At 64.7% G+C, this 25,762-nt stretch carries 14 protein-coding genes; 9 read left to right on the forward strand and 5 right to left on the reverse strand.

Annotated features, from left to right (window positions below; translation table 11 throughout):
- Positions 1–265: 265 nt before the first annotated feature.
- Positions 266–559 (forward strand): hypothetical protein, encoded by a 294-nt coding sequence (locus tag NFG58_RS15035; protein WP_348826863.1) that lies wholly within the window; start codon positions 266–268, stop codon positions 557–559.
- A gap of 112 nt (positions 560–671) precedes the next feature.
- On the opposite strand, the gene pepN is transcribed toward NFG58_RS15035, so the two are convergent.
- The 4 genes from pepN to NFG58_RS15055 all read right to left on the reverse strand — a co-directional run bounded on the left by pepN (position 672) and on the right by NFG58_RS15055 (position 5,117).
- On the reverse strand, positions 672–3,305 hold the full coding sequence (gene pepN / locus NFG58_RS15040; RefSeq protein WP_348826864.1) for an aminopeptidase N: 2,634 nt from the start codon (positions 3,303–3,305) through the stop codon (positions 672–674).
- A gap of 123 nt (positions 3,306–3,428) precedes the next feature.
- Positions 3,429–3,809 carry a YbaN family protein gene (locus NFG58_RS15045; RefSeq protein WP_231498735.1) on the reverse strand — a complete coding sequence of 127 codons (381 nt, stop codon included), beginning with the start codon at positions 3,807–3,809 and terminating at the stop codon, positions 3,429–3,431.
- Positions 3,810–3,983: 174 nt separating this feature from the next.
- Entirely contained in the window at positions 3,984–4,469 is a 486-nt protein-coding gene (locus NFG58_RS15050) for a YajQ family cyclic di-GMP-binding protein (protein ID WP_108133842.1), read from the reverse strand.
- A 27-nt stretch (positions 4,470–4,496) separates the two neighbouring features.
- Positions 4,497–5,117, reverse strand: a complete 621-nt coding sequence (locus NFG58_RS15055) for an N-acetyltransferase (RefSeq protein ID WP_108133843.1) — start codon at positions 5,115–5,117, stop codon at positions 4,497–4,499.
- Between the two features lie 317 nt (positions 5,118–5,434).
- On the opposite strand from NFG58_RS15055, the gene NFG58_RS15060 reads away from it, so the two are divergent.
- On the forward strand, positions 5,435–6,997 hold the full coding sequence (locus NFG58_RS15060) for a RimK family protein (RefSeq protein ID WP_348826865.1): 1,563 nt from the start codon (positions 5,435–5,437) through the stop codon (positions 6,995–6,997).
- A 78-nt stretch (positions 6,998–7,075) separates the two neighbouring features.
- Positions 7,076–7,681, forward strand: coding sequence for a cob(I)yrinic acid a,c-diamide adenosyltransferase (gene cobO / locus NFG58_RS15065; RefSeq protein ID WP_348826866.1), 606 nt, complete (start codon positions 7,076–7,078; stop codon positions 7,679–7,681).
- Positions 7,682–7,873: 192 nt separating this feature from the next.
- On the opposite strand, the gene NFG58_RS15070 is transcribed toward cobO, so the two are convergent.
- Complete coding sequence (locus tag NFG58_RS15070; RefSeq protein WP_348826867.1) at positions 7,874–14,542, reverse strand: retention module-containing protein; 6,669 nt, start codon at positions 14,540–14,542, stop codon at positions 7,874–7,876.
- 870 nt (positions 14,543–15,412) lie between these two features.
- On the opposite strand from NFG58_RS15070, the gene NFG58_RS15075 reads away from it, so the two are divergent.
- From NFG58_RS15075 to NFG58_RS15100, 6 genes are all read left to right on the forward strand, one after another.
- Complete coding sequence (locus NFG58_RS15075) at positions 15,413–16,759, forward strand: UDP-glucose/GDP-mannose dehydrogenase family protein (RefSeq protein WP_213231477.1); 1,347 nt, start codon at positions 15,413–15,415, stop codon at positions 16,757–16,759.
- Positions 16,760–16,769: 10 nt separating this feature from the next.
- Positions 16,770–18,683: a glycosyltransferase gene (locus tag NFG58_RS15080; RefSeq protein WP_045992565.1), complete on the forward strand. Its 1,914-nt coding sequence runs from the start codon at positions 16,770–16,772 to the stop codon at positions 18,681–18,683.
- A 90-nt stretch (positions 18,684–18,773) separates the two neighbouring features.
- Positions 18,774–20,342, forward strand: coding sequence for a PilZ domain-containing protein (locus NFG58_RS15085; protein ID WP_124803043.1), 1,569 nt, complete (start codon positions 18,774–18,776; stop codon positions 20,340–20,342).
- 81 nt (positions 20,343–20,423) lie between these two features.
- Positions 20,424–21,302 (forward strand): polysaccharide lyase, encoded by an 879-nt coding sequence (locus tag NFG58_RS15090; protein ID WP_205254744.1) that lies wholly within the window; start codon positions 20,424–20,426, stop codon positions 21,300–21,302.
- Positions 21,303–21,481: 179 nt separating this feature from the next.
- Positions 21,482–22,738, forward strand: coding sequence for an alginate lyase family protein (locus NFG58_RS15095; protein ID WP_083970380.1), 1,257 nt, complete (start codon positions 21,482–21,484; stop codon positions 22,736–22,738).
- Between the two features lie 29 nt (positions 22,739–22,767).
- A complete protein-coding gene (locus tag NFG58_RS15100) occupies positions 22,768–25,527 on the forward strand; it encodes a tetratricopeptide repeat protein (RefSeq protein ID WP_348826868.1) in 2,760 nt (919 codons plus the stop codon).
- Positions 25,528–25,762 lie beyond the last annotated feature (235 nt).

The following is a 25,762-nucleotide window of genomic DNA, read 5'->3' on the forward strand; positions in this document are numbered from 1 at the left end:
GACAAGGCAAAAATCGGTGAGAAAGCGCAGTTTACGGGGTGTAAATGAGCATGTTGATCCGATTTTTAACGCCGTATTACCGAGCGCAGGCACTTTTCAGACAAGCCCTAGCAAGTGGCGCGCGCAGACCTGTGCAACACCCAGACGCGCTCGGCCACGGGGCTTGCCGTGGACAGGTCGGATGCGGATACTCGGGGCTCCCATGGCCAAGGCTCGTGCTCAAGGCGCGCGCCGAGGCCCTTTGCAAGCTCCACGACAAGGATGCATGGCGGTGGAAGACGTCTTTACCTGGCTGGGCGAGGCCCTTGGCACCCTGATTCGCTTTGTGGTCGATACCCTGGGCACCTTCTTCAACAACATCGATGACGCCGCCGCCGGCTTTATCGACGGCCTGTCTCGCTCGCTGGGCATCGCACCGACCTTCTTCACCCTGGCGCTGCTGGTGCTGGGCCTTTTCTTTCTTTGGCGGGGTCTACGCGCGATCCTCACAGGCTCCCCCATCGCCGCCCTGCTGTGGGCACTGCTGGGCCTCTTGACCCTGGGCATGCTGCTGCCCTGACGCGGGACGGGCTTCAAGGCCAGCCGAGCCGGTAGCACACAGCACAACGCCGCCCCGAGGGGCGGCGTTGGCATTCATGACGGTGGCTCAAGCAGCGATCGTCGTCGCTACATCAGGCCAGCGCCTTTTCCACGATCTCGTAGACGTTGGGCGAGAGTTCCTCGCCACGGATGCGCTCCAGCTCGGCGCGCATCAGCGCCTGGCGAGCCTCGTCGAAGCGCTGCCAGCGGGTCAGCGGCGTGATGATGCGTGCGGCGATCTCGGGGTTCAGCCGGTTCAACTCGATCACCACGTCGGCCAGCAGGCGATAGCCTTCGCCATCCAGGCGGTGGAAGTTGACCCGGTTCTGCCCGGCAAAGGCACCGATCAACGCGCGCACCTTGTTGGGGTTCTTCAGCGAGAAGGCCGGGTGCTCCATCAGATAGCGCACCCGATCCAGGGCGTCCGCCTGGGGGCGGGTCACCTGCAGGCTGAACCACTGGTCCATCACCAGCGGATCGTGGGACCACTTGCGCCCGAAGGCCTTGAGTGCCGGATCGGCGATATCCGAGCGGCTACTGTGGACCAGCAACGTCAACGCTTGGCGCACGTCGGTCATGTTGTGGTCGGCCTCGAACTGGGCCTGGGCCAGCTCGATCGCCACCTCGTCCTCGATGCTCATCAGGTAGGACAGCGCGACATTCTTCAGGGCGCGCTGGCCGATCTGCTCGGGCGTGGGCGCGTAGGCGGCGTCGCTCTGGTTGTCGCGATACAGTGCCAGCAGTTCGTCACGCAGCTCTTGCGCCAGCGACTGCTGGATGAAGGTGCGCGCGGCGTGGATGGCGTCGACGTCGACCAGCGGCTGCTGTTCGGCGATGTAGGCTTCGCTCGGCAATTGCAGCATCTCGGCCAGCACCGCCTTGTCGTCATTGCCTTCCTCGATCAGTGCGCGGAAGGCCTCGACCAGGCGCGTATCCATGACCTTCTCGACACCATTGCGGTGGGCCGCGATCAGATCATCGAGTGCCAGCAGGGTCAGCCGCTGGCCGGCGTCCCAGCGGTTGAAGCCATCGCTGTCGTGGGCCATCAGGAAGGCCAGATCCTCCCGCGAATAGGGGAAGGACAGCTTGACCGGCGCCGAGAACCCGCGCAGCAGCGAGGGCACCGGAGCCTCTTCGATATCGGTGAAGATGAACTCCTGCTCGTCTTCACGCAGATGAATCACGGCGTCTCTACCCAGGCTCTCGCCGTCCAGGGTCATCGACAGGTCGCGGCCGCTCTTGGTGCCGACCAGGCCCAGGCGAATGGGGATATGCAGCGCCTGTTTCTCCGGCTGGCCGGGGGTGGCCGGCGTGCGCTGACGCAGGATCAGGCGGTAGCGGGAGTTGGCGTAGTCGTACTCCCCGAAGGCGTCGATCTCCGGCGTACCCGCCTGGGAGTACCAGCGCATGAACTGCTCGAGATCCTGCCCGGACACCTCGGCCATGCAGTCGACGAAGTCCTCGATGGTGACCGCCTGCCCGTCGAAGCGCGAGAAGTACAGATCCGAGCCCTTGCGGAAGGTCTCCGGCCCCACCAGGTTGGACAGCATCCGCACCACCTCGGCACCCTTCTCGTAGATGGTCAGGGTGTAGAAGTTGCCGATCTCGATGTAGGAGTCGGGGCGAATCGGATGCGCTGTGGGGCCTGCGTCCTCGGCGAACTGGGCGGTGCGGAAGAACGACACTTCCTCGATGCGCTTGACCGGCGCGGAATTGACCTCGGCCGAGAAGCTCTGATCGCGAAAGACGGTGAAGCCTTCCTTCAACGACAGTTGGAACCAGTCACGGCAGGTAACGCGGTTGCCCGACCAGTTATGGAAGTACTCGTGGGCGACGATTCCCTCGACCCGCTGGAAGGCAGCGTCGGTGGCGGTGTTGGGGTGGGTCAGCACCGCCGCCGAGTTGAAGATGTTGAGCCCCTTGTTCTCCATGGCGCCCATGTTGAAATCATTGACCGCCACGATCATGAACAGGTCCAGGTCGTACTCGCGACCGTAGGCCTCTTCATCCCAGCGCATGGCACGCTTGAGTGAGCCCATGGCGTGGTCGGTCTTGTCGAGGTTTTCTTCCTCGACCCAGATCTGCAGGGTGACGTCGCGGCCGCTCATGGTGGTAAAGCGATCCTCGACCTTCTTCAGGTCACCGGCCACCAGCGCAAACAGGTAGGCGGGCTTGGGATGAGGATCGTCCCAGGTCACGAAGTGGCGGCCATCCGGCAGCTCTCCCCGCTCCACCGGATTGCCGTTGGACAGCAACACCGGCTCACGAGTCAGGTCGCCGATCACGGTGGTCGAGAAGGTCGCCATCACGTCCGGGCGGTCCGGGTAGAAGGTGATGCGGCGGAACCCTTCGGCTTCGCACTGGGTGCAGAACATGCCACCGGAACGGTAGAGGCCGGATAGCGCGGTATTGTCCTCGGGCGAGATCTCGACCTCGGTGTCCAGAACAAACGCCTCCGGCGCACCGGTAATCGACAGCCCCTTGCGGGTCAGTTCGTACTCGCCTTCCTCCAGCGGCTGGCCATCGATGGCGATGGCCTTGAGCGAAAGCTGCTCGCCATCCAGCCAAAGCGGTGCACCAGCCTCGCGCTCGGGATGACGCTCCAGATGCAGGCGTGCCTTGACGCGGGTGGTGCCAGGCGCCAGGTCGAAGGTCAACTCGGTGCGTGAGACAAGGTAGGCCGGCGGACGATAGTCGCTCAGATGGATCGGCTGGGGGTCGGACATCGGGGATGCTCCAATCAGAAAAGTCGACGATATTGTACGGGTACGGACGTGCCGGGCTCAAAGAACCGGCGCGACCCGGAGCACGTCGGAACCATCAGGCGAAACGGATCAAGGCGGAAGACGTCAGGACGAGGAGGCGGGCTCGGGCCGGGTCACGATCCAGATGGCAATCCCTATCAGCATGACGGTCAACCCAAGCTTCAACCACCACAGTGACACCGTGATCAACAGCACCACCACCGACAGTGACAGCATCGCCAGCGCCATCCACTTGGCATGACGGGGAATCGCACCGGATTCTTCCCAGGCCACCACCGCAGGGCCGAACCGAGGATGACTGCGAATCCAGCGAGCGAACCGCGGCGACCCCTTCGACGCCGCCCACACCGCCACCAGCAGAAAGCAGGTACTGGGCAACAGCGGCACGAAGGCCCCGATGACACCGAGGGCAAAGCTGGTCCAGGCCAGCAACTGCCAGGCCAGGCGACGGGTGGTGGAAATCAAGGGCGAACTCCGGCGGCGCACTCGCCACGCCAATTGGTCAAGAATTCACTTATTGAAACGCAGCAGGTGCGACGAGGCCAATCGGACGCCGCTATCAGGCCAGTAGCCTGCCGAATCCGCAGGGCCACTCGCCTCACGATGCCGGCAACAGAGACATGTCAGCCGCCGATCCTGTCAGTCGCGGAAATTGTCGAACTGCAGCGCCAGATCAGGGCCCTCATCAGCGCGCAGCAGTGCCATCACACTTTGCAGGTCATCGCGCTTCTTGCCGGTCACGCGTACCTTGTCGCCCTGAATCTGGGCCTGGACCTTGAGCTTCGAGTCCTTGATGCGCTTGACGATGTCCTTGGCTTCCTTCTGCTCCAGCCCCTGCTTGAGGGCGACCGTCTGACGCGCCTTGACGCCGGACAGCTCAGCGTCCTGAACGTCCATGATGCGCGGGTCGATGCTTCTGGCGATCAGCTTGTTGCGCAGGATGTCGAGCATCTGCTTGAGCTGGAAGTCGACCTCGGCGTGCAACGCCACGGATTCATCGGACAGCTCGAAACCGGCGTCGACACCGCGAAAGTCAAAGCGCCCCTGGACCTCACGGTTAGCCTGGTCCACGGCGTTCTGGGCTTCGTGGCGATCGAATTCGGACACAATATCGAAAGAGGGCATGCTCGCTCTGCTCCGCTGACAAAAACGCTAGTCTACCATCGACGGCGACCCGCAGGGTGTCACTACCGAGTCCTCCCCGGATGTCACGGAGGACGGCTCGGAAGGTGGTGTAGAAGACGGCGCCGAAGATGTCGCTGGAGCTGCCACGGAAGGTGAACCCCGAGGCACGACGGCAGGCTGCTCTCGAGACAGGCCCAGCGACTTGACCATGCGCCAGGCGGCACAGCCATCCTCGTAGTAGTCGTCGAGCCAGCAAGCCAAGCGAAAGCCCGCCCGTCGATAGAGGCCGAGAGCAACACGATTGTCGGCCCGCACCTCCAGCGTCATGCGCTCGCAGCCACGCTTGCACCCGTCACGCTCGAGCGCCTCGAGCAAGGCCTTTCCCACTCCTTGGCCACGCGCCTCGGGGGCCACACACAGCGAATAGAGGCGCGCTGCGCGGCTGTTGCGACGAAACAGCAAGGTACCGTAGCCGAGCGGCAAAACGGAGCCGGTGGCGTCCTCGGCGATCAGGGTCAGCCCATGGGCGCGCTGGAGCAGGTGGCGCAATTGGCGACGAGTGAAGCGGTCCCCCGAAAAACCGCGACTCTCCAGTCCCTCCAGGGCATCGAGATCGCTTGGGGTGGCCGAACGCAAGGCAAGTGGCATAGTGAGAGGTCCCGTCTCGGCAGCCCGACGCCCGACTCGGGCGACGTGTGTTATCTGTTGATTCTGTCTGGCCCACACGGCGCTGTCAGCCGCCGACAGAATGAATATTTTTCACTTTCTTGCCGTATTGCTTTGCCGCCAACCCAGGCGCATCCTGCCACCGTCGGCCCTGACCTCTACCCCGACTCGTGCGGTGTCCTCCGGCTTCGGGCTATCACCTTGTTTCGGCCTTGCTTCACCCTTGCTCCGCCATTGTCTCGTCCCAGTTTCGCCCCTTGTCTCGCCCCTATCTCGCCCCTTGCCGAGGAATTCTTGCGATGTGCGCCCTGCGTATCGTTGTCGACCGCCAGCGCGACTGGCAGCCCTACCACCCCAGTGACGATGTGATCGACGCCGACCACTATGTCGACGCCGCGGACATCGCCGATGCCAAGGCCACCTCGGGCGCCACCAGCGCACAGGTCATCAACCTGTGTTCCGACCTCGGCTACCTGGGCCGAGGCTACTATGTCTCGCTGCTCGCCCAGGCGCGAGGCGCCAGAGTGATCCCCAGTGTCGATACCCTCAACTCCCTGCGCCGCAAGTCGACCACCGACATGCAGCTCGAGGGCCTTACCGGACTGCTCGATGAGCTGAGCCGGCCTGCTGCAGTCGAGCGACTCGGCGATGACGTCCATTTCAGGGTGCTGTTCGGCGAATGCGTCGAGCCCCTGCTGGCACGCGTCGCCCGCCGCCTGTTCGAGCGCCTGCCCTGTCCGCTGATGGAGGCGCGCCTGAATCGCACCGCCCAGGGCTATCGACTGGTGCGGCTGCGTCCGCTTGCGCTTGGGCGGCTTCATGAAGACGAGCAGGACGCCTTCGCTCGCGCCCTCAATCGCCATTCGCTGAAGATCTGGCGTACCCCCAGGGCGCGGAGGCGCTATCGCTTCGACCTGGCCATGTTGATCGACCCTGAAGAACACCTGCCGCCCAGCAACAAGGGCGCGCTCAAGCAATTTATCCGCGCCGGTCGGCGCCAGGGCATCAATGTCTCGCTGATCACCCATCGCGACAGCGCCCGGCTGGCCGAGTTCGACGCTCTGTTTCTGCGCCAGACCACCGCCCTCGACCACCCCACCTGGCGCATGGCCCGACGTGCCGAACACGAAGGCCTGGTGGTCATCGACGCGCCCCAGGACATTCTGCGCTGCACCAACAAGGTCTATCTGCATGAACTGCTTCGCACCCGGGGGGTCGCCGCTCCCGAGGGACTGTTGCTCAAGCGTTCGGATCGAGCACGTCTCCTCGAGCAGACGCAGGGTCTCAGCTACCCGAGGGTGCTGAAGGTCCCCGATGGCGCCTTCTCCCGTGGCATCGTCAAGGTAACGTCCAGCGAATCGCTGGCTCGGGAAGCCGATACCCTGTTCAAGAGCTCGGACCTGCTGTTGCTGCAGGAATGGCTGCCTACCGAATACGACTGGCGCATCGGCGTGCTCGACGGTGCTCCACTGTTCGCCAGCCGCTACTACATGGCCCGTGGCCATTGGCAGATCTACGATCATTCCGGTTCTCGCACCCGCAGCGGCGGCTTCAGCAGCCACCCCATCGACGAGGTGCCGGCCGCCGTGCTGCGTGCGGCGCTCAAGGCCACCCGGCTGATCGGCAATGGCCTCTACGGTGTCGACCTCAAGCAGGTCGGCGACCGTGTGCTGGTGATCGAGGTCAACGACAATCCCAACATCGATGCGGGCATCGAGGACAGCGTGCTGGGTGCGGCGCTCTACGATCGCCTGATGGAGGTCTTCGCCAGGCGCATGGAGGCGCGCCGACAGGCACGCTCGGCTAACACGGCTTCGCCCCAGGCGGGACGCCAGAGCCTTCCAGCCAATGATCCCGGCTGAGGCGGAAAGGCATATCCGGGCTGACGCCGGCGTCCGCCTCGGCTACCCTGCGCTTTTCACCAGACAGCGGGAGCCGGCATGAGCGAGCAGGACAGAAACACCCGACACAAGAAGGCCATGGAGAAGCTCAAGTCCCACGTCGACGCCAAGGTCGCCGCCGCCGACGAGGAGCGCGGGCTGATGCTGGTGTTTACCGGCAACGGCAAGGGCAAGACCACCGCCGCCTGGGGCACCGTCACCCGCGCCCTGGGTTACGGCTACCGGGTGGGCGTGGTGCAGTTCATCAAGGGACTGTGGGAGTGCGGAGAGCGCGACCGTCTCGAGGCCGACGACAACCTCGAGGTGGCGATCATGGCCACCGGTTTCACCTGGGATACCCAGAATCGCGAGTCGGACACCCAGGCATGCCGCGAGGTCTGGCAGGAGGCCAGCCGCATGCTGGCCGACCCCGAGGTCTATCTGGTGGTGCTCGACGAGATCACCTACATGCTCAAGTTCGGCTACCTGGACATCGACACCGTGCGCACGGCCATCGCCAACCGGCCTGCCGAGCAGACGGTCATCATCACCGGGCGCAACGCCCATCGCGAACTAATTGCCATGGCCGACACCGTGACCGAGATGCAGGAGGTCAAGCACGGCTTCACCAATGGCCTCAAGGCCCGCCGCGGCATCGACTTCTGAGCACACCCGACGCCAGCAAGCGCCGCGAGCGACGATAGGCACCTCGCGGCACAAATGCCCTCGACCCGACGACACAGAGCCCGACGCCAGCCGGGCTCTGTTCCTTTTCACTCGCCGAGACCGGACAGCCCTGTCCGGCGTTGGCCTCCCCCGGTCGCGCCGAGGGAGACCGCTGCCCTGCAACTCAACCTGCTATTCCACCTGCAACTGGCCGTCGTCGATCATCTGCTGCAGGAAGGTCGCCGAGTCCTGTCCCCCCATATCGACGCCATTGAGGGTAATGACCTGATCGGCATCGCCTCCTGTATTGCCGATGCCACCATCGCTCTTCACGTACAACACGGTATTGCCGCCGCCGTCCTCCTCGGCGTAAAGATAGTTGTTGACGGTTGCCTCGGTCGCTCCATCGAGTAGATCCGACATCTCCAGGCGATCGGCCTCGGCGTCACTGCCGACGTCTCCCAGGGTAAAGTCATTGATCTCATCACTGGCAGGCGCAGCACTGGTCCCAGCGTCGCCATCATTCCAGGCGACCACATCGGCGCCGGTGCCCAGATCGATGATATCGTTGCCCGCGCCGCCATCGAGCGTATCGTTGCCGTTGCCACCAACCAGGGTGTCATCACCTTCGCCGCCAAGGAGGGTATCCCCCCCGGCGCCGCCGATCAGGGTATCGTTGCCTTCGCCGCCGTCCAGGGTGTTGATCCCGCCTTCATCACGCGACTCGTCAATCAGATCGTCGAGATTGTCCCGGATATAACCGATCATTTCGCCATCGGTGGGTTCGGTACCACCATTGACTCCCCACTTGACGTATTCGTAGAGCCCTTCGTAGCCCAGACCGTCATGCCCACCCGCGGTAAAGACCTCACCGGTGTCGGTATTCGTCCAGGCCAGGTGGTCACTGTTGAGCACATCGCCGATCAGGATGTCGTCGCCGCCTCCGCCCGACAGGACGTCATCGCCAAGTGCCAGAAGCCCTCCTGCGGCTTCCTGGATGGCACTGTTGAGACCGTCCTCGTCGTTGACGATCTGAACCTGGCCGACCGGATCATTAAACGTCGTACCGCCAATGGTCAGGCCTCCGGTGCCATCGACGTTGCTGTTGTCGAAGTACTCAAGCGTTTCCTCGTTGATCCCGTTGCCGATGCCGATGGCGGCCACCTCGACATCATTGGCGACCAAGTCATTGAAGGCGGCGATCGATTGCGTCATCACCGCGGTGCTGTTGTTGCCTCCGGGGCCGCTGAAGCCACCTGAGCTATTGACATGGTAAGTCGGCTCGCCATCGGTCAGAAACAGCGCGAGGTTCTTGTAACCCGAGGTCGAGCCAGCAATACCTTCGAAGAACGTCTCGGATTCGTTGAACCCAGCCTCGTAGTTGGTGCCCCCGAAAGCCACCATGGCCTCGATATAATCAATTGCATCCTGTAGATCATCAGGGCCGAAGTTCTCAATGATCAGCGAATCAACCGTCTGACCTGTGCCGTCGAGCCCAGGCCTCACCAGGGAGTCAAAGTCCACGATCTGCAGATTGATGGTCCCACCGTAGGTCTGGAGATGGATAAGAAGATTCTCCAGGGCGTCCTTGGCCAGCTGCATCCGCGTCTTGCCGGCGGTGCCCGACGCATTGCCCATGCTGCCCGAGCTGTCGATGATCAGTGACAGGTTGTAATTCTCCGGCTGCGCCTGGGCCACCCCGCCGGCGTCGCCGATCAGCACGTCGTCGCCATCACCACCGGCCTGTTCGCTGTTGTCGTTGTCATCCACGTACAGGGTATCCGGCGCCTCTCCGTTAAGGGTCAGGGTGCTCTCGAGTCGATCGCCGTCGCCATCGACACCGACCAGACCGAGGGGCACCTCGAAGTCCTCGCGCTGCTCGCCGCTGCGATGGTTGATGTCACCCAGTGACAGATCGCCAGGGGACTCACTGCCACTCTGCTCCGCCTCGATGGAGACCGCCTCGAAGGGGCGATCGTCACCGGTGCTCAAGCGCACCTCCCAGCCATCCTTGAGGCCGTCGACCTCAATGCCATCGCCGGTATCGACCAACGACACCCTTCCCGTGACATCCACGCCCCGAGCGTCGAACACCTTGACGTCATCGACGCTCAGATCCATGGCGGCACCGCTGGTCGCCCCTGGATCACCGCTGCCTGCGCCTTCAGCATCGAACACGACGGCAGAGAGCAACAGAGCGGCGGTGACGCCGTTGGTCACATGGACCTTCTGCGAATAGCTCGTCAGGCCAACGTGGTCCTGCCACTCGGGCGTCGCCCCGGAAGCGGTAACGCCCTTGAGCGCATCGATGCGCAGGGTCCCGTCGGTACCGAGGGCGATACGGCCGTCGCTATCCTGGTCGGTCGTTCCCGACAGCAAGAGGTCGTTGACCGCGACGTCATCACCGGCGTGCAAGGCCAGGTAGTCACCGATCGTCTGGGCATCTGCCGGGCTTGAGTCGAACGCCTCGCCATTGGTGATCGCACCGATCACCTCGACGCTGTAGCCATCACCTGCTGCGTTGAGGGTGACGCTGAAGCCGTCCTCGGCACCATCGGCGCTTTCGGCGTATAGCGTCGTTCCACCAGCGCTCAAACGGTAGTTCAGCGGCTTGCCGTCGACCCGCAGCGCGTTGCCCTGGCTATCCGTCGCCGGCTGTCCGTCGAGGGCGGCGGCAAAGACCACCTCCCCGACCCCATCGGCTCCGACATTGGGCCCGAAGTCCAAAGTGCCGTTGCCACTTTCCAGGACGTGCTCCGCCTCGGAGAACACCTGGGGCACGTCGTCCTTGATGTCGATGGTCAGGGTGGCCGGATCACTGGCGTCACCGTCGGAGTCGGTCACCACCACGCTGAAGGCGTCCTGCACAGCGTCGCTGGCGGTACCCTGGCTGGTATGGTCCGTGCTGTTGTCGGTCAGGGTATAGCGATACTGATAGGTCCCCGCGTTATCCTTCCACACCTCCAGGGTGCCGAGGTCTCCGTCGACCTCGACCGGATTGGCCTCGGTACCGTCGGTCACATCGATACCATCGATCTCCACCTTGGCCAGGCTGTCGCTGCCGGTGTCGATGGTGAGCGACCCCAGAGTGGTCTCGAGGTCGGTGGAGGCCTTGCTCCCGCCGTCGTCGAGACCCGCCTCGTCCACCTCGCTGTTGCCCGAGGCATTGGGCGACTCGGGATTGACCTCGACCTCGGGCGTGGCGTCCACGGTGATCGTCAGGGTCGCGCTGCTGAGATCACCGTCGGCGTCGCGGATCGAGTAGTTGATCACCGCGTCACCCTCGAAGCCGTCGGCTGGCGTGAAGGTGATATTGCCGCTGGTGTCGACGCCACTGATGGTGCCGCTGCCACTCTCCAGCTTCACGCTGTCGATATCCATGGTGATCGGTCCATCGGCACCAGGGATATCCTTGCCCCCGGCCGTGCCGTCGAGCACGTTGACGGTGACCGGCTCGCCCTCGTCAGTCTGGACCTCGTCATTGACGGCCGCGGGCACGTCATCCTTGATGTCGATGGTCAGGGTGGCCGGATCACTGGCATCACCGTCGGAGTCGGTCACCACCACGCTGAAGGCGTCCTGCACGGCGTCGCTGGCGGTACCCTGGCTGGTGTGGTCCGTGCTGTTGTCGGTCAGGGTATAGCGATACTGATAGGCCCCCGCGTTATCCTTCCACACCTCCAGGGTGCCGAGGTCTCCGTCGACCTCGACCGGATTGGCCTCGGTACCGTCGGTCACATCGATACCATCGATCTCCACCTTGGCCAGGCTGTCGCTGCCGGTGTCGATGGTGAGCGACCCCAGAGTGGTCTCAAGGTCGGTGGAGGCCTTGCTCCCGCCATCGTCGAGACCGGCCTCGTCCACCTCGCTGTTACCCGAGGCATTGGGCGACTCGGGATTGACCTCGATCTCGGGCGTGGCGTCCACGGTGATCGTCAGGGTCGCGCTGCTGATATCACCGTCGGCGTCGCGGATCGAATAGTTGATCACCGCGTCACCCTCGAAGCCGTCGGCCGGCGTGAAGGTGATATTGCCGTTGGCGTCGACGTTGGTGATGGTGCCGCTGCCGCTTTCCAGGCTCACGCTGTCGGTGACGAAGGTGTAGGGACCGTCGGCCCCGGCCACGTCAGGCTCGCCCGCCGCACCGTCGAGCACATTGACGGTGATCGGCTGGTTCTCGTCTGTCTCGGCGGCGTCATCCTTGGCCAGGGGCACGTCATCCTTGATGTCGATGGTCAGGGTGGCCGGATCACTGGCGTCACCGTCGGAGTCGGTCACCACCACGCTGAAAGCATCCTGCACAGCGTCGCTGGTGGTACCCTGGCTGGTGTGGTCCGTGCTGTTGTCGGTCAGGGTATAGCGGTACTGATAGGTCCCCGCGCTATCCTTCCACACCTCCAGGGTGCCGAGGTCTCCGTCGACCTCGACCGGACTGGCCTCGGTGCCGTCGGTCACATCGATACCATCGATCTCCACCTTGGCCAGGCTGTCGCTGCCGGTGTCGATGGTGAGCGACCCCAGAGTGGTCTCGAGGTCGGTGGGGGCCTTGCTCCCGCCGTCGTCGAGACCCGCCTCGTCCACCTCGCTGTTGCCCGAGGCATTGGGCGACTCGGGATTGACCTCGATCTCGGGCTCGTCGTCCTCCACCTCCACCCGCCAGGTCGCCTGGCTGGTATCACCGTCGTTGTCGGTCAGGGTATAGAGGATTTCGGCGGTCCCCTCGAAGCCCGCCGCCGGGGTAAAGGTAATGGTACCGTCGGCGTCGAAGTCCAGGCTGCCGGCGGTGCTGTCCACCAGTTCTGCAGCGGTCAGCTCGGCGCCATCGGCACCGAGCGTATCGGCGCCTGGCCCATCGTTGATAACGTTCAACATGACCGGAGCATTGTCGGACGCGCCGATAGTCTCGTCATCCTTGGCCTCGGGCACGTCATCCTTGATGTCGATGGTCAGGGTGGCGCTGTCGTTGACGTCGCCATCGCTGTCCTCGATCACCAGCGCGAAGTCGTCCTTGATCCCGTCGGTGGCGGAGCCCTGGGTCGAGTGCTCTTCGGTGTTGTCAGCCAGGGTGTAGCTGTAGCTGTAGTCGCCGTTCGACTCGGTCACCGTCAGGGTGCCGTAGACGCCTTGCACAGTACCGCCATTGGTCACGTCGACCTGTGTGCCATCCTTGTCCACGATCTTCAGCGAGGCCAGGGTGTCACTGCCGGTGTCGATGTTGATCGCACCGCTGGTGGTCTCCAGGTTGGTCTGCGCCTTGCTGCCGCCGTCATCGAGACCCGCCTCGTCGACCTCGCTGTTGCCCGAGGCATTGGGCGACTCGGGATTGATCTCGATCTCGGGCTCGTCGTCCTCCACCTCCACCCGCCAGGTCGCCTGGCTGGTGTCACCGTCGTTGTCGGTCAGGGTATAGAGGATCTCGGCGGTCCCCTCGAAACCCGCCGCCGGGGTAAAGGTGATGGTACCGTCGGCGTCGAAGTCCAGGCTGCCGGCGGTGCTGTCCACCAGTTCTGCAGCGGTCAGCTCGGCGCCATCGGCACCAAGCGTATCGGCGCCTGATGCGTTGGTGATGACATTGATACTCACCGCCGTATCGTCGGTGGTCTCGACGGTAGGATCGTCCTCGGCGCGGGGCGCGTCATCCACGATCAAAATGTCGAGCGAGCCGCTGGCGCTACTGCCGTCCACGTCCACCGCCTGCACATTCAGGCTCTCGAGATAGCCGCCATCGGTGGCGCCGGCAACGCTGTCATTGTCGACGTTGTCGGTCAGTTCATAGGTGTAGCTGACGGTGCCCCCTGCGGCCGAACCGGTGAAGCCGGTCAGCGTCACCACACCATGATCGGTGACGATGGTGACCGGCGAGGTCCCCAGGGCATCAAGCTGGGCAAGCGTCAGGGAAACCGGCCCCACCGTCAGGGTGGCCAGGCCGTCAGGTGAATCAAACCCAAAGGAGCCGGTGCGAACCAGCTGGGTGGCGTCGCCACGGCTACCGCCGGCCAGGTCTGCTTCGAACAGCACTTGTTCGGCACCGGCGGCGCCAATCGGCAGCTCGCCAGGGCCGCCAGGACCACCAGGGCCGTCAGGACCACCGGGGCCATCAGGACCACCGGGGTTACCTGGGTCACCAGGGCCAGTGGGATCTTCGGGGCCGTCAAGACCGGTCAGGGTGACACCTTCGTCGTCATCGCCGGGATCCACCGCGTCGACACCGGTGAAATCGCGCTCGATGGGACCATCGCGCCCCTCAAGGCCAAACTGGAAGGCCAGCGGATCCACCGTCTCCACGATGCGCAGCAGACGGACAAAACCACTGCCCTCGTCGTCCCCTCCCCCGCCGGTGCCGCCGGCCGCCGGATCCTCAAGATCATCGAACAGGTCGCCTTCGCCGGAGTCGATGGCGGCCAACAGCTCGTTGAGCTCTTCGTCACCCAGCACGTTGTCGGCCTGCTCGGCGATCTGGGCGAGAGCCGCGAGCTCATCGTCCGTGGAGCCGGACGCCTGGGTACCCTCGGGAACCGGTGCGTCAATGCCGACAGCCGCGCCAGCCGTCACCGGGCTGCCCAAAGGGGTCGCGGGTGCAGCAATGGGTGCCGAGTCGTCGGTGGTCTGCACAATACCCTGATCGACCAGCGAAGGGCCGGCCGGCTCGGTGGTGGAAGGCAACAGGCGCACCTGTCCGCTACCGGAAAGTGTCACGGGGTCGCCGACGCCACCGGGCGAAATCGAGATTTCACCACCCTGTGACGTCACCAGGCGCTCCCCGTCGCTGATCACGTCTCCCGGCCTGAGTTCGCGAAGGCTTCCATCGGTGCCCTGAACAAAAGCCTGCCCCTGTACCATCACCACCGTCGCCGTGCTCATGTCGCTTCCCCTGATGCTCGTTGTCGTTTATCGAGCGCGCCCAAGGATATTTCTGTCCTCGATAACGCACCTTATCGGCACACTGTGGAAGCAGTATTAGCGAAGCTTTTTTATGACTAGCATTGGACTCAAGTACAGTGGTTTTGGGAACCATCTATTCCATAGATGTTTTATGCAAACTTCTGAAAACAACGCTCATATAATTAACGCCAATAACTTCGCGTAATTCATACTTAACTAACACCAATGATGGCGATAAACCTCATACTCTCCAGTGGACGCATGTGAGCTTCGGTCCCTCCTGGTCCCCCTGTCCGGCCCACATTCAAAGCCTAAGCCACTGTTCAACAAAGCATTCCTCCCCTCATCCGCTGAGGGCGCTGTTTCACTGCCGGGTCGTCCAGCTCGACGTTCGCCACGGCTCGACGCCTGGCGGCTATGCCGTTACTCGGCTTCGATAACGTCAGCATGGCGATCGTCATGCCGCAAAAACCGTCTCAAGCATGATGCTCCGATCGGGTGCTGATCGGAGAAACGTAAGAAAACAGTGTTTTCACTTTATTATCAATAACTTATAACACAAAAAACCATTGGCGTATCCATAGAGCAACATATAACTAATTGATTTCTAATGATTTATACGAACGTCGCACACCATTGTCTCTTAATGGCGACATTCCGCCCGACCATCGGTCATCCCGGAGAACGCTCACCAGAGTAAGTCATCCAATAACCTATTGTTTTTTAAAGATAAAAAGATAACTGGATCGATCCTTGCCCTCATTGCGGTCAGAACAAGGCTTTCCCGGCGTCCCTCCGACGCCCGAGGCAAGGCCGCCAATATCACAAGCGACGGCAAGGAGTGAGTTCATGAAAATCACGATTCACGGCTCGGGTTACGTAGGACTGGTCACCGGCGCCTGCCTGGCCGATGTGGGACACGACGTGATGTGTGTGGACGTCGATCAGGTCAAGGTCGCCCGCCTCAAGCGCGGTGAGGTACCGATCTTTGAGCCAGGCCTCGAGGATCTGATCCGCCACAATATGGAAGACGAGCGCCTGACCTTCTCCGATAGCCCGGAGGAAGGAGTGGCCCATGGCCTGTTGCAGTTCATCGCGGTGGGAACGCCCCCTGACGAGGACGGCAGCGCCGACCTGACCCACGTGCTTGGGGTGGCCCGTACCATCGGCCAGCACATGGACGGATATCGCGTCATCATCAACAAGTCCACCGTCCCGGTGGGGACCGCCGACAAGGTTCATCAGGCGGTGGCCGATACCCTGGAGGGACGCCAGGCCGAGGTCGACTTCGACGTCTGCTCCAACCCGGAATTCCTCAAGGAAGGCGCTGCTATCGAGGACTTCTCGCGGGGGGCGCGGATCGTCATCGGTACCGACAGCGACAAGGTCCGCAAGCTGATGCGCGAATGCTATGCCCCCTACAGCCGCCAGCGCGACAAGCTGATGTTCATGGACGTGCGCAGCGCCGAACTGACCAAGTACGCCGCCAACGCCATGCTCGCCACCAAGATCAGCTTCATCAACGAAATCGCCAACCTGGCCGAGCACCTGGGTGCGGACGTCGAGCAGGTCCGCCACGGTATCGGCAGCGACCCGCGTATCGGCTACCACTTCATCTATCCCGGCTGTGGCTACGGCGGCTCCTGCTTCCCCAAGGACGTCAAGGCACTGGCTCGCACCGCCAGCGAGGTCGGCGCCCCCGCCCGCATGCTGCAGGCGGTGGAAACGGTCAACGACGCCCAGAAGACGCGGCTGTTCGACAAGCTGGAACTGGCGCTCCACGGCAACCTCAAGGGCCGTACCATCGCCCTGTGGGGGCTCGCCTTCAAGCCCAACACCGACGACATGCGCGAGGCGCCGAGCCGAGTACTGATGGAACAGCTGTGGCAAGCCGGCGCCCGGGTCCAGGCCTACGACCCCGAGGCCGCCGCCGAGTGTCACCGCATCTACGGCGAGCGCTCGGACCTTTGTCTCTCCAAGCAGCGTGACGCTGCCCTGGAAGGCGCCGACGCCCTGGTCATCTGCACCGAGTGGAAGGCCTTCCGCACCGTCGACTTCGACAAGATCGCGCGCACCCTCAATCACCCGCTGGTGATCGATGGACGCAACCTCTTCTCACCCGAGGACGTCGAAGCGGCGGGTCTCGAATACTACGCCATGGGTCGCGGCGCCTCCCTGCAACACCCCCGGGTGTAAGGACGCCACCATGTCATCGCTACCCAAGCACACCTCCGTGGCCAGCAAGGCCACGGAGCTGACCACCCTGGCGCTGCTGCTGTCGCTGCTGATCGTGCTGGTCAGCGAGTTGCCCTCCGAGGTGTTCTCGCCGGCGTCGAAGAGCTTCTTCTTCGCCATTGGCGCGGTCGGTGCGTGGCGCTATTCATGGTGGTTCGTCCAGGCGCTGCGATCGGTGTGGTACAACCGCCGCGTCTTTCCACAGATGCGGGCCGAGGCCGACGCCCTGGGAGAGTCCGGCAAGCCGTCAGAGCTCTACGTGCTGTGCACCTCCTTTCGCATCGACCCCGACGTCTGCTTCCGGGTCTACGACGCGCTGATCGAGGAGACGCGGCACTATGGCGTGCCGACCACCATCTTTGCCTCGGTCTCGGACCAGACCGACGTGGACATCATCTCCCACGTACTGCAGGAACACCGCTGGCCGTCGCACATCGAGGTCCGCTACATGTTCCAGAAGGGCGACGGCAAGCGTTCGGCCATGGCCGAGGTGCTGCGTGCGATCTCGCGCCGGGCCCCGGCCCCCGACGCCCTGCTGGTGTCCATGGACGGGGATATCCTGCTCGAGCCCGGAACCCTGGAGCGCTCGCTGTCGTTCTTCGCCCTGCGCGATGATCTCGGCGCCCTGACCACCAACAACAGCGCCATCGTCACCGGCAACGATGCCACCAAGGAGTGGTACGACCTGCGTTACGCCCAGCGTCATCTGGTGATGAGCTCGATGTCGGTGTCCGAGCGGCTGCTGGTCCTGACCGGCCGCTACAGCGCCTTCCGCGCCGACCTGGCGACCCACCCGGACTTTATCGACATGGTCGAGAACGACCACGTCGAGCATTGGCGCTTCGGCAACTTCAAGTTCCTGTCCGGGGACGACAAATCGACCTGGTACTGGTTGCTCAAGAACGGCTGGAAGATGCTCTACCTGCCGGATGTCTACGTCTCGGGATTCGAGGAGCTGCCGGACCGCAAGCGCTTCTTCGCCTCGACCACCGACCTGATGCGTCGCTGGTACGGCAACATGCTGCGCACCAGCGGTCGCGCCATTGCCCTGGGGCCGAGGCCGATGGGGCTATTCACCTGGTGGAGCCTGATCGACCAGCGGCTGTCCATGTGGACGACACTGATCGGCCCCATCGTGGCGATCCTGGTGACGCTGTTTGTGCGGCCGTCGTTCATCTTCGCCTATGCCCTGTGGATCCTGTTCACCCGCGGGATCTCCACCTCGATCCTGGCCTGGCAGCGTGGTCGCTTCAGCCTTCTGTGGATCCCGCTGATCTACTACAACCAGGTCTACGGCGCCCTGCTCAAGACCTACGTGAGCTTTCGCTTCAACCGTCAGAAGTGGTCACGCCAGGGCATTTCTGCCGGCGAGCCTGGTGACGAAAAGGCGGTACGCCGCCAGCGTCGCATGGGGCATCTGCTGCATGGCTTTCATGTGTGCCTGATGTTGTTCGTGCTGACCCTGGCCACCGGCGTACTGAAGGTACCTGACGCTACTTCGCTGAAGATCCTCGAGCGTGCAGGCCCGGTGCCCAGCGACAGTGCCGCGCTGCCTGACGCCAGTCGCTGGCTGGCCAGCCGCATCGAGGACGGCTCGGGTGAGCTACGCCTGCCTGCCGGCGAGCTGCGGATCAGCGATCGGCTGATCGAACGCCTGGGCGCAAGCAGCATCGGCGAGGCCACCAATCTCAGCGGCAGCCCCCAGGGCACCACGCTAGAGGTTCCGCCGACCTTGATCGATCGCCTCAAGGACGCCCAGGGCACCACTCCAGCCCCCGGCGATCTGTTGAGCTGCACCGACCAGCAGCGCTGCTCGCTTGATCTTCACGACACCAGGCTGTCGCTGAGTGACCTGCGCATCCAGGTGCAGCCACGCCACGGCTGACAACGACGACACGGCCACACTTTGTCGCTGAGCCGCATGTACGGCCAGACACCGCCACGGCTCAGCGAATACTGACTTCAGGACACCGATATGAGCGATTACTTCGACGACAAGGACACCTCCACACCTCGCCACGAGCCCACACACCAGCCGGAACCCGCACCTCGCGCCGAACCCCATCTGGGCGATACGCGCTCCCAGCCGCGCCAAGAAGAGGCACCGGCAGGCTCGGGACTGGCCCATGAGCGCCGCGATGAGCGCCGCTACATCCGCGTTTCGCCGACCTTCGAGGTGCGCTTCGATGACGGCAACCGCTTCCGCGGGCTGGACCTGTCCCAGGGCGGCTTCGCCATCGAGAGCCCGCGCCCGATGCGCCAGGACGCTAGGGTGCGCGGCAGCATCGCCATCACCACCGCCAGCGGCGAGCTACTGGTGCCCGTGAGCGCCCAGTGCCGCCATAGCCTGGCGCTGGAAGGTCGCGGTGGTGCACACCACGCCGGCTTCGAGATCACCGACATCTCCCCCTCCCACCTTGAGCTGCTGCGCCGCGTGGTCCGCGCCCACCTGGCCGGCCGACCGCTGGACGTCGAGCAGATGGTCCAGGGCGAGGATGCCCAGACCCCACGCAAGCGTCGCGGCACCGGCAGCACGCCCCAGGCAGCGGCTCGTCCGCCGAGGCCCATGGGCCGCTACGTGGCGCTGTTCATCGGCTTCGCGGTACTCGCGGTGGTGGCGGCGGCCACCGCCTACCGCAACTTCATGCTGATCGAGCCCAACTTCGCCGCTGTCACCGCGCCACGCATCGACATTCGTGCACCGAGCCCCGGCATCCTGATGGCGCACGAGCTCAAGGCCGGTGACCGTGTCACACGGGACGAGCAGCTCACCCGGGTCAAGGACGTCGATCTGGAGTCCGACCTGATCCTGGCCGAGGCCGCCCAGCGCTACAACAGCCAACTGATCGAGAACCTTCAGGAAAACCTCGACGGCGCCAATGGCGGACAGGTCAGCCTGGCCAACTCCGCCGAGCCCGGCAACGGTGACGCCGTGAGCTTCGAGACGGTGTCCCCGGACATCGCTCGTGCACGTATCGATCAGTTCGAGACCGCCCGAGACTTCCAGGCGTCCAGGGTCACCGCGCTGCAGGCGCGCCAGTCCCAGAACGAGATCTACAGCCCCTGCGACTGTCTGGTGGCGTGGGCGCTGTCGAGCTCCGACGGCACCTACATCAACGAAAGCGAAAAGATCATGACGCTGATGCGTACCGGCGACGACGAGGTCATGGTCGAGGCGCTGGTGCACATGGACGACATCGATCGCATCGAGCCCGATCAACTCGCCTATCTGTCGCTGCCCAACGCCTCCGGCCCGATCAGCGCTCGGGTGCGCAGCGTGGCGCTGGACATCGAGCGCCAGCCGCGCGCCGGCTTCCCGAGCTGGGTACGCCAACAGCAGAACGTCGCCAGCGTGCTGCTGGTACCGGAAAAGCCGCTGCCGGTGGAAAGCGTCGGTACTCCGGTGGACGTGCGCTTTACCGAACAGGCCCTGCTGGGCGCCACCGCCGAGTGGATCTGGCAGAGCGGCCGCCGGGTGGTCCAGCAGGCCAGCCAGCTGTTCTCGGGCATTGGTGACAACGACGCCGCCGACACCGCCGGCTGAGCCACGCTCTTTCTTTACACGTATCCGTCCCACTTGCCACGACCACCGCGGTGGTCGTGAGCCAACAGGAGTACGAACGCCATGTCGACACTGACGACGCGCCTGTCCGCCACCCTGCTGGCCATCTGCGCTACCCAACCCGCCCTGGCGGACAACGGCGCCAATGACAGCGACGCCGATCAGCAGAGCCCCGGCGTCCCCCAGGTCGCCGCCTGCTCGGCGCGCCATCCGCTGGTCGCCTCACCCGCCCCTGCGCTGGGTGAGAAAAGCGCCCACGACGCCATCCGCGAAGGCTTCGACACCACCCGTACCTGGGGCACCGAGGAGAACGTCGAGCTGTTGTCGGGTCATTCGGCGACACCGGCGCTCAGGGTCCTCTATCCCGAGGACACCTCCTCGCCTGGCGACACCGACACCGGAGGCGCCGGCTTCTACACCGAGCCTTCCGCGCTCGAAGGGCGCGATCACGCCTGCCTGAGCTACCGGGTTCGCTTCGAGAGCGGGTTCAACTTCGTCAAGGGCGGCAAGCTGCCGGGGCTCTACGGCGGCGAAGCGCCCAGCGGCGGTGACGATGTCACCGGCGAGAATGGCTTCTCCATGCGCTACATGTGGCGCGAAGACGGCCAGGGTGAACTTTACGAATACGTGGTCGGCGGCGAGGGCGACTACGGCGACTCGGTGGCCCGAGGCCGCTTCACCTTCCCCACCGGTCAGTGGGTCACCCTGGAGCAGGAGATCATCCTCAACGACCCCGGCAAGGCCAACGGCATTGCCCGGGTGTGGGTCGATGGTCGGCCGGTGCTCGAGCAGACCAATCTCACCTACCGTACCGACGACGACGTGCACATCGATGGCCTGATGTTCTCGACCTTCTTCGGTGGCCACGGTGAGGACTGGCGCACCCCCAGTGACCAGCACGCCGACTTTGCCGACTTCCGTTTCTACGCCCCCCGTTCATGATCGCGGCGCCCCCAGGGGCGCCGCCAAGGAGACGCTTGATGCCCCCATCCCATGGCTCATCCCCCGGTCCCCTCCCCACCCGAGGCCTGGGCCCATCGATGCCGGCATTCGAATCCGGCCGGTGCCACCACTTCGACCAACGCTCGGCAAATCCGCTCAAGCGTCTGGCACACAGAGTGATGGGATGGCCGACGGCCAGGTTGTCGGGAAAGCTGGCAACGGGCCTGACGCTCGGCCTGACGATGGGTGCCGCCCTGGTATCGTCCGCGCACGCCATGACCCTGGAAGAACGGGCCGAGCTGGACCTCAGCGACTACCGAGTGACCAGACCTGACGCCTCCTACTTCGATGTAGAGGCCCGCATGGAAACACTGGCCGACACCGACAACTCGATCCTGTTGCAGGAGCTCGATCAACTGACCAACGGACCCAGCTGCCAGCAACTGCTGGCCCAGGAGCCGATTACCACGCGCCTGCGGATCCCCGGCTATTATCCCAGCCCCAAGGAGTGGGAACTGGCATCCGAACCCCTGTTCGACTTCGAGGACAGTGTGTCGATGCTCGCCGGCTCCTTCGTGGCCACCGGCGACACCTACTACGCCGACTGCCTGGTGACCTTTCTCGATCAATGGGCCCAGCACGATGCCCTGACCGACTTCCACTACGATCCCAAGGAGCCTCAGGCCTGGTTCGCCACCGAATCGATGATCTTCGCCGCGGGCATGGCCTACTCGGTGGTGCGTCCCCGCGTCGAGGGCAGCGACCAGGCCAAGCAACGTGTCGAGCAGTGGCTCAACCGGCTCGCCCACAAGCACGCCGCCATTCAGGGGCAGCCCGGCAACAGCTGCTGCAACAACCACTTCTACCGCCGCGCCCTCTACGCCAGCATGATCGGCGTGATTACCGAGGACGATGAGCTGTTTCGCTTCGGCGTCAGCGCCATCCATTCGGCGCTCTCCGACATGACCGAGCGCGGCGCCTTTCCGCTGGAGATCGAGCGTGGTCGTCGCGCCACCCACTACCAGAACTATGCGCTGCTCTACCTGATCACCAACATGCAGGTCATCGCACGCCAGGGCTATGACATCTTCGAACTCGAGATCAACGGCCATGACATCCACGACGCCGTGGACTTCGCCATGACCATCTTCAACGATCCCGAGGCGCTTGGAGACCTGGCGCCCCACGAGCAGTACACCGGCTTTCTCAAGGACAACCAGTACTTCGCCTGGATGGAGATCTATCAGAGCCGCTTCGATGACCCGCGCATCGAACGGTTCCTGGCCCAGGTGCGTCCGGTCTACAACCGCAGCGCCGGCGGTTACCAGACGTTGTACTTCATGTCACCCGAGGCGCAGCAGCACCTCGTCGTCGATGAACAGGAGCGCGAGACCACCGCCTTCGAGGGTCTCGACGACGACAGCGCGTCTCAGTGACAGCACACGATCAACCAGGAGGCCTGCTTATGATGCTCCCCCGTTTTCGCCCACACACCGCCCAGGGCCAACGCTGGTCCCGGGCCTTTCCGCTCACCGCCTCGGTCGCCGTGGCGCTGTGGCTTGGCGGCTGCGCCGCCCCCGGTACCGAGTTCCAGAGTACCGGCGTCGACCCGCTGCCTGCCGAGTATCAGGACTTCTTCGACAAGGAGCAGCCGCGCAACCCCGAATGGATGCATGACAACACCCTGGAAGAGGCGCAGCAGCTCGTCGCTGCCGGCCAGACCCGAGAGGCGATCCTCAAGCTCAAGGGGCTGGCCGCCCAGGACATCCCCAAGGCCTACTACGAACTCGGCAAGATCTGGGATCAGGGCAAGGGCATCCAGGCGGACCCCGCCAAGGCCGCTGCCTACTACGAGGACGCCGTGCGCACGCCGTCCTATATCCTTGGCCACGCATCGCTCAACCTGGCCAAGCTGAGCCTGGAACAGCAGGGTGCGCCCTATCGTCCGGTACTGGCCTACTATCTGCTCGAGCAGGCCATGGAAGAAGAAATCGGCCGTGACGAAGGCGTGGTGATGGCCTCATTGCTGGCCCGCGGCGCCGACGGCGTCGCGGCGGACCCCCAGCGCGCCCTGGCGCTGTATCGTCAGGCGGCGAACAACGGTAATCCGGATGCCATCCTGGCACTGGCCAACGCCTACGCCGAGGGCGGTTGGCTCGACACCGACAAGGCACGCTCGCGCGAGTACGCCGAGCGTTACGCCGAAGGCCTGCGCGAGCGCGCCGGCGGCGGCGATATCAAGGCGATGACCGAACTGGCTGAGCTGTACTCGGCCGACGGCCTGCTGGCCGGCAACGACGATCGCCGCCTGCACTGGCTGACCCAGGCCGCCCAGGCCGGTGACCCCGACGCGGTGGCCAAGGCGGGCCGCGAGATGCTCGACAGCGGCCGCGCCGAACAGGGCGTGACCCTGCTGACCCAGGCGGCCGAGAACGGTGACGTCGACGCCATGGAGCGCCTGGGCCGGATTCTGCTGGAGGGCGACGGCCTCAGGGCACGGCCAATCGAGGCACGCAATTGGCTCGAAAAGGCCATCGACGAGGACTCGGTCGAGGCCCGCGTGACCCTGGGTCGCGCCTTGCTGGAAGGCGACGCCCTGCCGGCGGAACCCCAGCGCGGCATCCGCCTGCTCGAGCAGGCCGCCCGACACGACGACCCGCTGGCACTGGCGATGCTCGGCCAGGCCTACCTGGCCGATGAGGTGGTGCCGACCCAGCCAGTGATCGCCGCCCGCTATCTCGAGCGCGGACATGAGCTGGGCCATCCGTTTGCCACCGAACAGCTGGGCGCGCTCTACCTCAGCGGCCGTGGCGTGGCCACCGATCCGGCCCGGGGCGAACGGCTGTTGCGCGAGGCCATCGACCAGGGGCAGAGCGGCGCCCTGCGCACCCTCGGCGAGGCCTATCTGGCCGAGGACGGCCCCCTGCCCTATCAGCCCCGTGAGGCGGAGCGCCTGCTGACCCAGGCGGTGGAAGCCGGCGATACCAGCGCCGCTACCCGCCTGGGCGAGGCCTATCTGACTGGCGAGCTGACCGGCGAGACGACAGGCCCGAATCCCACCCAGGAACCGGGCGGCGACGCCATGGCCGTGGCCGATGGTGCTTCGACCCAGCGAGGAAATTCTCGGGTGGATCACGGACGGCGCCTTCTGGAGAACGCCGCCGAGCAGGGCGACGCCTACGCCATGGTCGTCCTCGGCCGCGCTTACCGCGACGGTACCGGGGTGAGCCGTGACCTTGCCCAGGCCACCGAGTGGCTCGAACGGGCCGAGGCCGCCGGCCACCCCTCCGCCGCCGAGGCGCTGATGCGCACCCAGCGCGATCGCGGCCAGGCCGGTGACATCCAGGCGCTGATCGCCTCTGCCCGTCAGGGCAACGTCAACTCCATGGCGGACCTGGGCCGCGCCTATCGCGACGGCCAGGGCGTCGGGCGCAACCTGTCCGAGGCCAGCCGCTGGCTCGAGCGTGCCGCCCGCCAGGGTCATCCAGGCGCCGCCGCCGCGCTTGGCCGCATGTACCTGGACGGTGAAGGCGTCGCCCGCGACCCGGCCAAGGGCGCCGAACTGCTCCAGGTGGCGGTGGCCGGTGGCCACGCCGGCGCGCGTGCTGACCTGGGCGGCATGCTGCTGACCGGAAACGGCGTGGAAGCCGACCCCGAGCGGGGTCGTCGCCTGCTGAGCGAAGCCGCCGAGGCCGGCAACGAGTATGCCGCCCAGACCCTTGGCGAGGCCTACCTCGAAGGCAATGGCGTCAGCGCCGACCCGGCCGAGGCCGAGCGCTGGCTGACCCGGGCCAGCGACGCCGGCAGCCTGTCGGCACGCGCCCTGCTTGGCACCGCCCTGGTGCGAGGCGACCAGAGCCTGGCTCAGGACCCGAGCCGGGGCGAACAGCTGCTGACCAGCGCCGCCGACCAGGGACACGCCGGCGCCCAGGCCAGCCTCGGCCGCGAGTACCTGCGTGGCGAAAACCTCGAGCGGGACACCCGCCAGGGCGCCGACTACCTGCTCAAGGCCGCGCGTCAGGGCCACGAGACCGCGCGGCTGGCGCTGGCCAAGGCCTACCTGGCCGCCAATGGCCTGGAGAACGCCAACCGTGAGCAGGCGCTGGTATGGCTCGACGGGGTCATGGACGGCAACTCCCAGATGGCGTCCCAGACCCTGCACGACCTGCTCTCCGACGAGGCTACCCTGGCCGCCATGCCGGAGACCATGAACGCCGGCGGCTGACCCCTGCCCCTGGCGTCACGCCCCAGGCGCCATGTGCCCACTAACTGGTACATGGCGCCCTGGGTTACCTCACGGCTTCTCATGCCCGCAGCTTCACCGTCGCCTGAGTCCCCCTGAGTCTTCTCCCGCTCGCCTTTCCAGGCGCTCACCATCTTGCCCGGACTGCGCCCTTGCCTGCGTGCTGCCCGCCTTCACCTGGCTTTTTCGGGGCGGCCCTTTTGGATACCTCGACAAA

Origin of the sequence: Halomonas sp. RT37, from assembly GCF_040070525.1 — a bacterium.
GTDB classification, from domain to species: Bacteria; Pseudomonadota; Gammaproteobacteria; order Pseudomonadales; family Halomonadaceae; genus Halomonas; species Halomonas litopenaei.